A 6,698-nucleotide genomic window follows, 5' to 3' on the forward strand; every position below is an offset into this window, starting at 1 on the left:
GAGGGTTCGGGGCTGGAATGGGCAGCGCACCCGGGCGGGGTCGGGGCATGTCAGTAGCGCGTCCCGAAGCCGTTCACGAAAAGACCGGCCATGATCCCGCGTGTCGTGTGCGTGATCGCCAGCGCCAATGCCTCGTAGGAATCCTCCGTCTGAATCCGCCTCCATATCGCCCGCATCCGATCCACGTCGACGACGTCGCCGCCCGCCCCGTTCTCGATCTCCTCCAGCGCCTGATCGACATCGTCGGCGTGCTCGCGCAGGCGATGAACCAGATCGCCGGACTGGCGCCCCAGCCTCGTGTTGAGCCTGACCGGATCCGGAAGCCTTCCCTTCATTGCCTCCCTGATGAGCGACCGATGCATCCCGGTCGCCGGATCGACGAAAACGGAGTCCGGAATCGAAAGGCAGAACTCCAGCAGCCGGGGATCGGCGGTAGGATCGGTGATGTGCACGCCCGCCGCGGCACCGACCTGTGCATAGAAGGCGCCGATGTTGAGGGCGCCTGGCTTCAGCCCGCGAAGACGCTCATCCCTGGCGCGCGGATAGGGTCCGGACCAGCGGTCGTCATCCATGCGTTCCACCAGGTTGAGCTTTCGGGCAAATTCCAGCCTGATCGCTGACGAGGGGAACCCTTCCCGCTGGCGGAGCCTGCGATATTCCCGCTCGACCGGCCACGGCAACATGCGCCTGACCCTCAGCTTGGCCATATGCGACAGGCCGAAAAGGGCGATCTGCCGCCGGATCGGAAACGACGTCGCATCCCCCGTCCACGAGATGCCGCAATTGCCCATCTGGCCGGTCAGGACGGTGCCGTTTCCGTCGCGCGCCGCGCGCCGGAAAACGTCCAGGAGCCAATACACCCCGCCCGCCGCCTGCTGCGGCCCGCGAACGATCTCGAGCATGTCGCGCATGGCGGCGATCGGCGATACGGTCGCGGCATCGACCCGGTGGAGGTCTATCGTCCGCCCCGCCTCTGCCGTCTGGGCCGCCAGCGGATATTCGTCTCCGATGCCCGACCCGATAAAGGCGCGCGGATCGGCTATCGGCGTCGACACATAGGCCGACAGGCGTCGCCCGCTTTCCGCAAGAAACGGCGCGGCCGTGACGGCCACGGACCCCGAGTCCAGGCCCGAGCTCAACGTCGCGGCCACCTTCCCATCGGTCGGCAGCCGTTGCCGAACCGCTTCACCGAAGAGCTCGCTGAAGCGCTCGACATAGTCCGCCTGTCGCGCGAGTCTGATCGGAGGAGCATCCTCGAGGCGCCAGTAACAGCATGTGTCCATCTTGCCGGACGTCACCCGGGCGAAATGCGCCGGGGGCAACCGGTTGATCGATCGGTTTGCGGTGCGCTCGCCGTGATAGGCCGACCAGCTCACGAGCATCTGGCCGAGATAGAGTTCATCCAGAAGCGCCGGTGCCACGTCGAGCGCCGCAATATCCTCTTGCGACGTGCCGAAGATCAGGAAATCGGGCGAGTGATGATAATAAAGCGACGAATTACCATAGGGGTCGCGCGCCAGGATCAGTTGCTGGTTATGGGGGTTCCATAGCGCCGCCGCCCAATCTCCATGGATAGGTCCGCACGCTTTTTCGCCCCATGCGGCGAAGGCCCGGCCGAGCAGTTCCCTGTCGTCTCCCGGCGTCGCGCCGCCTCCGAGTTTACCGGCGATCTCGTCGCGATTGTGAACTCTTCCGACAGCGACGACGGGGACCTGCAATGGCGTCCTGCAGCTTCGAGGCGACTCCCACAGGGAAACGCTGCGATCCGAATAGGCAGGCACCCCAAGGCGCAACGCCGCTGCCGCCCGCAGGCGCGCCTGCTGCGCCCGCCCCTCATCGGAGCGCAGGAAGAACCCGAAAAACCGGCTCATGCGTGTCGTCCGAACATACGGACAGGCAGGCTGTTCATGCGAAATCCTGAGAATGATCCGGCGATGGACGAAGCGAGCGCGGACGCGCGCGGCGCATTTATGGCTGCACCCTCGTCATTGGCAAGTGTCGGCCCGCCGCTCCCGGCCGCCCGGCGGCGTCATCCGCGCCACCATCCAGCGACAGCCGTCGACAAGCCCCTTCGTTCAGGGCCGTTTTTGTCGGAATCGACCGTGAAAGACGACCCACCCATTTTGGGTATCCTCGCCCCCTCCCCGACATCAATTTCTTTGAAAATTCCGGCCTCGCCTTGGTAGGAACGTTGCGCTCACAGCACCTTGTCGGCGGCAGTTCGCAGATTGGTGTCGAGTCCGGGAGACAGAAATGAACACCAACAATCCGCGGGCGGATGTCGCGAATGACATGGCGCCCGAATGGCACTGCCCTACGGTGAACAGCTTCGATATCGCTGAAATCACCCAGCTCGGGAAACTGGGATCGTCCTTTGATGCCCTCTCGGACGCATCTGATTTTGATGAGTGACGGCTGCGTTTCGCGCGACCTCCGTCGCCTGAATAGGGTGTGATCTTATCGGACGGGGTCGAGAGAGCGACGGCAATGCTCCGCTTGGAGCGAGGACGACGCCAGACAGGATTGCACTCTGGCGAATAGCCGGGCGCGCCAGCGGCACGTTCCGTGTCGGCGCGAAGCTCACATCCTTCCGGTAAACGCAAAAAGGGGGCGCCCCGGCCACAACGGCCGGAGCGCCCCCGTTTACGTCGGCTGACGGTCAGAAGCGATAACCGACCCCGACGGTCGCCTGGTTGCGGCCAAGGCGCAGGTTCAGCGAGTCCGTACCCTCGACATCGTCGAACTTCTTGTACTGGCTATAGGTGTATTCCACCTTGCCATAGACATGCTTGGTCACGGCGACTTCGGCGCCGCCACCGACCTGATAGCCAGTGAAATTATGGGCGAGATCGAAATTCGTGGCGCCCGTATAATCGGCATGGGCGCGGGTATTGGCATAGCCGCCCTTGGCGTAGAACAGGGCCGGCGTTCCCTCCAGCTTGAAGCCGAGGCGGCCGCCCACGGTGAAGGTCCGGCCTTCCTTCAGGCAGGCCTGGTCATTGCCGACGATCGACGAGCAATATTTGGTGCTGGCGCCCTCGACACCGGCATAGGCGCCGACCGTCAGCTGCGACCCCAGGCCATAGTCATAGCCGAGCTCGCCGCCATAGCTCACGCCGTCCTTGCTCCGGTTGAGGCGTATCGTGTCGGCGCCGTCGGAAGCGGCGACCTTGACGTTGGCGCTGTCGAAACCGGCGCGGATCTCGGCGCGCGGACCGGTAAAGGTCGGCGCGTCATCCTGCGCCAAAGCGGGGGTTGCAACCGTAGCGGCAGCAAGGACGAGCAAATATTTTTTCATGGTGAAGTTCCCATTCGCAACGCGATCGAACAATGACACGAACCGCGGGCGGCGCAGCTATGAAGCGACCGCCAAGGCTTCAAGCCTTTTCCTCGGAAAAGGCGAAGCAATGTTGGAATTACCGGTAAGGTGTGACCATTTTGCAATAAAATAAGTCATAAATCTCTAGCTGAACTAGATTATGACAAATATTTCATGATCGATGAAATACTGATCTTATTATCATGAACGATAGCTGACTCTCTGGTGACCGCTTCTCATCAGCCGACTCGGGAGAGCCGCCTCCAGCGTTCGTGTCGGATGGCGGTCAGGTGGCGAAGCCCTATCGAGGGGGCGTATCAAAGCACTGGTGATGCGCTTTGCCCTGCCTGCAGATGCTGCCGGCACGCGCGGCGTGCTTGCCGTCCGCGCCCTCATGCTTCCCAACCCAGTGCAGAAGGCGGCGGCCTGCGCGGCGGGCAATGGGAGCGAACGATGCCTGACGCGTGAACCCAAACGGACGTTTGGGTCCGTGCTTCGAGGCTGTAGCGTCATCCTGGCGAGCAAGTGGCAACCGATTGACATTCCTTCCCGTACGTAAATATCGTACGAGGAAATTATACGGGAGTCTGCTATGATTTTGTTCGCCGAGTTGAAACCGGGGGCGGAGAGAGACGCACTGAGTTCCATTGCGCCATTTCTCGCGAGCCCTCCTCGCCTCTTCGAGACCGCAGAGCCGCCCGCCCCATCAACAAGCAATCCGGTGTTAGCGGTACAGGTAGCGGATGCCATCGCCCCTAGGGCAAATCAGCCAATGCGGAGTGAGGTCCTGAAGGCCCTCTATGCGGGTTACGACACCTTGTTATCGCAGCAGGGAGACGCGGACCCAGCGTTTCGAAACGGCACGGCAGCACTGTCGCGAGCGCTACGGCCATTCACGGCAATTGCTTCGCCGCTCGACATTCTGTTCGTCCGCGAGCGTCGCCTTGTCCCGACCGGCGTGTACAAGGGCAAATACGAGGGGACAGCCTACAGACCGACGACACTTGGAGAAGCCGTCGGCCAAGTGCTAAAAGAAAGGGGCGTGATATAAATTACTAGTCACGGTAATAGCGCATCTAATTAATCGACCATGCACCACCGGAGCTACCGGATTGAATGCACCGTCACCGCAATTCGGGGCTCTGACGACCAACACCCGTACCCGGCCGCTTGGAGGACGGAGCACACCTCGGACCAAGCTCTTTGGTTTGAGATTCGACAAATGCGATAATCGACTAGAAAATCCACAGCTCCATCACTACAGTCGACACACGAAATCATACGCGGGGGGATCATTGACAGACAGGCGCAAGCGGGAAACCGTCACGGTTTCATTTCATTACTTGGTGAGACAACCTGATGAAGACGGCGATGCCATTCCCTTCTCGGAAGACGAATTTGCCGCGCTCGCGGATGCGCTAAAGTCCGTGGGCGAAGTCGATTTAAACGACGACAAAATTAAGGATCGAGTTCGCCTGAAGCGGCTAGTTCCAATTGAGGACGTATCGACTTCCGGTACTAGGCTTATTTTCGGGCTTTACCGAGCTGCATATTGGGGGCACGCCTACGAAAATACGGCGGTAGGCAAGATTCCTGCGGACAGTATAAGCCTGAGGCCATTTTACTTTATGTTGTACCTGTCCAAGAAAGGAAAAATCTTCGTTGGCGTACAGTATCTTGGCCAATTTGGCAGTTACGAAGGACTGAAGAACACGCTCATTCGCCATTTCCATAAAGAAAAGGAAATTGTTGCGCATTCATTTCGCAATGACGCCGCCTACTTCGAGAATGTGGAACCAAGCGAAGTGCAGGTCCGCATCGCTCGGAAGCCAGAGGATATCTCAAAAAAGAACGCTTTTACTGATGGGGCGCTTGTCACATTCAAGAAGCAAAATAGGAACGATGAGTTTGGCGCGGAAGTAAAGAGGAGGTTACTGCCAGCCCTCGGAACAAATATATCTGCCGCAAAGAGGGCTGCTTCGGAGATAATAAACGATAGCGGCCTGCTTGACGTTAAAGATGAGGATATCGTTGACTGCACCGTTATTGGTAAGGTTGATGGCAAGCGCAAAACCATCTATATGATATCGCCGGGCATGTTTGCTACACCTTTCTTCATCAAACCGACTTTTAATGACGACGGACACCCGAATGCCGCCCCCACCTTCGAACAGATGCAGAAGGTGCTGGAGGATCGAGTAATATCGATCTCCAAAGAGTGACCGGCTTCGTTCAAATATTTAGAAATAATGCGCGGACGTTCTACAATTATCGTACGAACGAAGTTCAGTCACGCCTACGGCATTACGTAACCATATCTGGCACAGCCTTAGGGTTGGCGGCAATCTTTCGCGCGCCGTCCAATGATATATATACTGGCTTTGTAGCTTGCCAAGCGCTACTGGTCGGCTTTAGCTTTAATCTTATTTTTTACTTGTCGGCGAACGGCAAACTTAAAATACCTAACACGGATCTCCTAGAGGACAAGGCCGAGGTTGGCAGACTTAACTCCTTAGGCAATGAAATATTTCATAATATAAGTTACTTCAATCTGGTTTCAATATTTTCGGTAATATTGTCGCTTATACTGTTAATGTTCTCAGGATTTAAGCCGATTCCATGCATAGGATTTCATAAAATTTGTGAATCCATCGTGAAATATCAAAATCTACCGGGGCTACTCATTTGGCAAACCCTGCTGTTTGGCGCGTATATATTCACCATCGAGTCGACGATGACGTTCCTCCGCATGATACGAAGGACAAGTGCCTACTTCGAAGACCGCGCGACGTTACTCGATACGGCTCAAAAGTAGCAGCAGGATATGCTGGAGTCGCGTTAGCTGTGGCATTCTAACCACCCTATTGCTGCCTGCTCGGCTGGTCCGACACCAGACAGTCAAACACTGCCTGGCGTGAACGGCGGGAATAAGGCAGCATTCCCAACCGACAGGTTCTGACATTAGCCGGCGAGCGGCTCTTCGCTGAGTTTTGAACGCTAGAGTCGCGATAGCCGACATCGGACTATGTCCAATGAGTTCGGCAGATTGCCTTAAAGCTCCGAGATTGGAGATCCGGAAACTCAGATAGGCTAACGCAGTCTCCGACGAGCAAGCGTGACCGCGGGGCGCACCACGACAGCGTATACATGAGCTGCCCCCGGTTCCACGGACACCAGGTTAGGCTACCTTAGCCTGCTTCTCGAAGTCCATGGGGCTGAGATAGCCCAGGGTCGAGTGCCTGCGTGTCGGATTGTAGAAGCGCTCGATATAATCGAATACATCCGCGCGTGCCTGATTGCGGGAACGGTATGTTTTCCGCGCGATCCGTTCGGTCTTGAGCGAGGAGAAGAAGCTCTCCATCGCGGCATTGTCCCAGAC

At 58.0% G+C, this 6,698-nt stretch carries 6 protein-coding genes; 3 read left to right on the plus strand and 3 right to left on the minus strand.

The window, feature by feature from the left end; genetic code table 11:
* Positions 1 to 50: 50 nt before the first annotated feature.
* Complete coding sequence (locus tag AC1DT7_RS11805; protein ID WP_478036147.1) at positions 51 to 1,871, minus strand: asparagine synthase-related protein; 1,821 nt, start codon at positions 1,869 to 1,871, stop codon at positions 51 to 53.
* A 382-nt stretch (positions 1,872 to 2,253) separates the two neighbouring features.
* On the opposite strand from AC1DT7_RS11805, the gene AC1DT7_RS11810 reads away from it, so the two are divergent.
* Complete coding sequence (locus AC1DT7_RS11810; RefSeq protein ID WP_478036148.1) at positions 2,254 to 2,412, plus strand: hypothetical protein; 159 nt, start codon at positions 2,254 to 2,256, stop codon at positions 2,410 to 2,412.
* Positions 2,413 to 2,659: 247 nt separating this feature from the next.
* Here AC1DT7_RS11810 and AC1DT7_RS11815 read toward each other — a convergent pair whose 3' ends face one another.
* Entirely contained in the window at positions 2,660 to 3,298 is a 639-nt protein-coding gene (locus tag AC1DT7_RS11815) for an outer membrane protein (protein WP_478036149.1), read from the minus strand.
* 613 nt (positions 3,299 to 3,911) lie between these two features.
* On the opposite strand from AC1DT7_RS11815, the gene AC1DT7_RS11820 reads away from it, so the two are divergent.
* Positions 3,912 to 4,370 carry a hypothetical protein gene (locus AC1DT7_RS11820; RefSeq protein ID WP_478036150.1) on the plus strand — a complete coding sequence of 153 codons (459 nt, stop codon included), beginning with the start codon at positions 3,912 to 3,914 and terminating at the stop codon, positions 4,368 to 4,370.
* A 244-nt stretch (positions 4,371 to 4,614) separates the two neighbouring features.
* Positions 4,615 to 5,541 carry a hypothetical protein gene (locus AC1DT7_RS11825; RefSeq protein WP_478036151.1) on the plus strand — a complete coding sequence of 309 codons (927 nt, stop codon included), beginning with the start codon at positions 4,615 to 4,617 and terminating at the stop codon, positions 5,539 to 5,541.
* 956 nt (positions 5,542 to 6,497) lie between these two features.
* Here AC1DT7_RS11825 and AC1DT7_RS11830 read toward each other — a convergent pair.
* Positions 6,498 to 6,698, minus strand: a 201-nt coding sequence (locus tag AC1DT7_RS11830) for an IS3 family transposase (RefSeq protein ID WP_478036152.1), incomplete at its 5' end; no start/stop codon positions are given.

It is taken from the genome of Sphingomonas sp. P3_C6 (assembly GCF_056402595.1).

What these genes read in the sequence shown, in the direction of transcription:
- AC1DT7_RS11805 (WP_478036147.1), bottom strand. Translation starts at nt 1,871, where the DNA reads ATGAGCCGGTTTTTCGGGTTCTTCCTGCGCTCCGATGAGGGGCGGGCG.
- AC1DT7_RS11810 (WP_478036148.1), top strand. Translation starts at nt 2,254, where the DNA reads ATGAACACCAACAATCCGCGGGCGGATGTCGCGAATGACATGGCGCCC.
- AC1DT7_RS11815 (WP_478036149.1), bottom strand. Translation starts at nt 3,298, where the DNA reads ATGAAAAAATATTTGCTCGTCCTTGCTGCCGCTACGGTTGCAACCCCC.
- AC1DT7_RS11820 (WP_478036150.1), top strand. Translation starts at nt 3,912, where the DNA reads ATGATTTTGTTCGCCGAGTTGAAACCGGGGGCGGAGAGAGACGCACTG.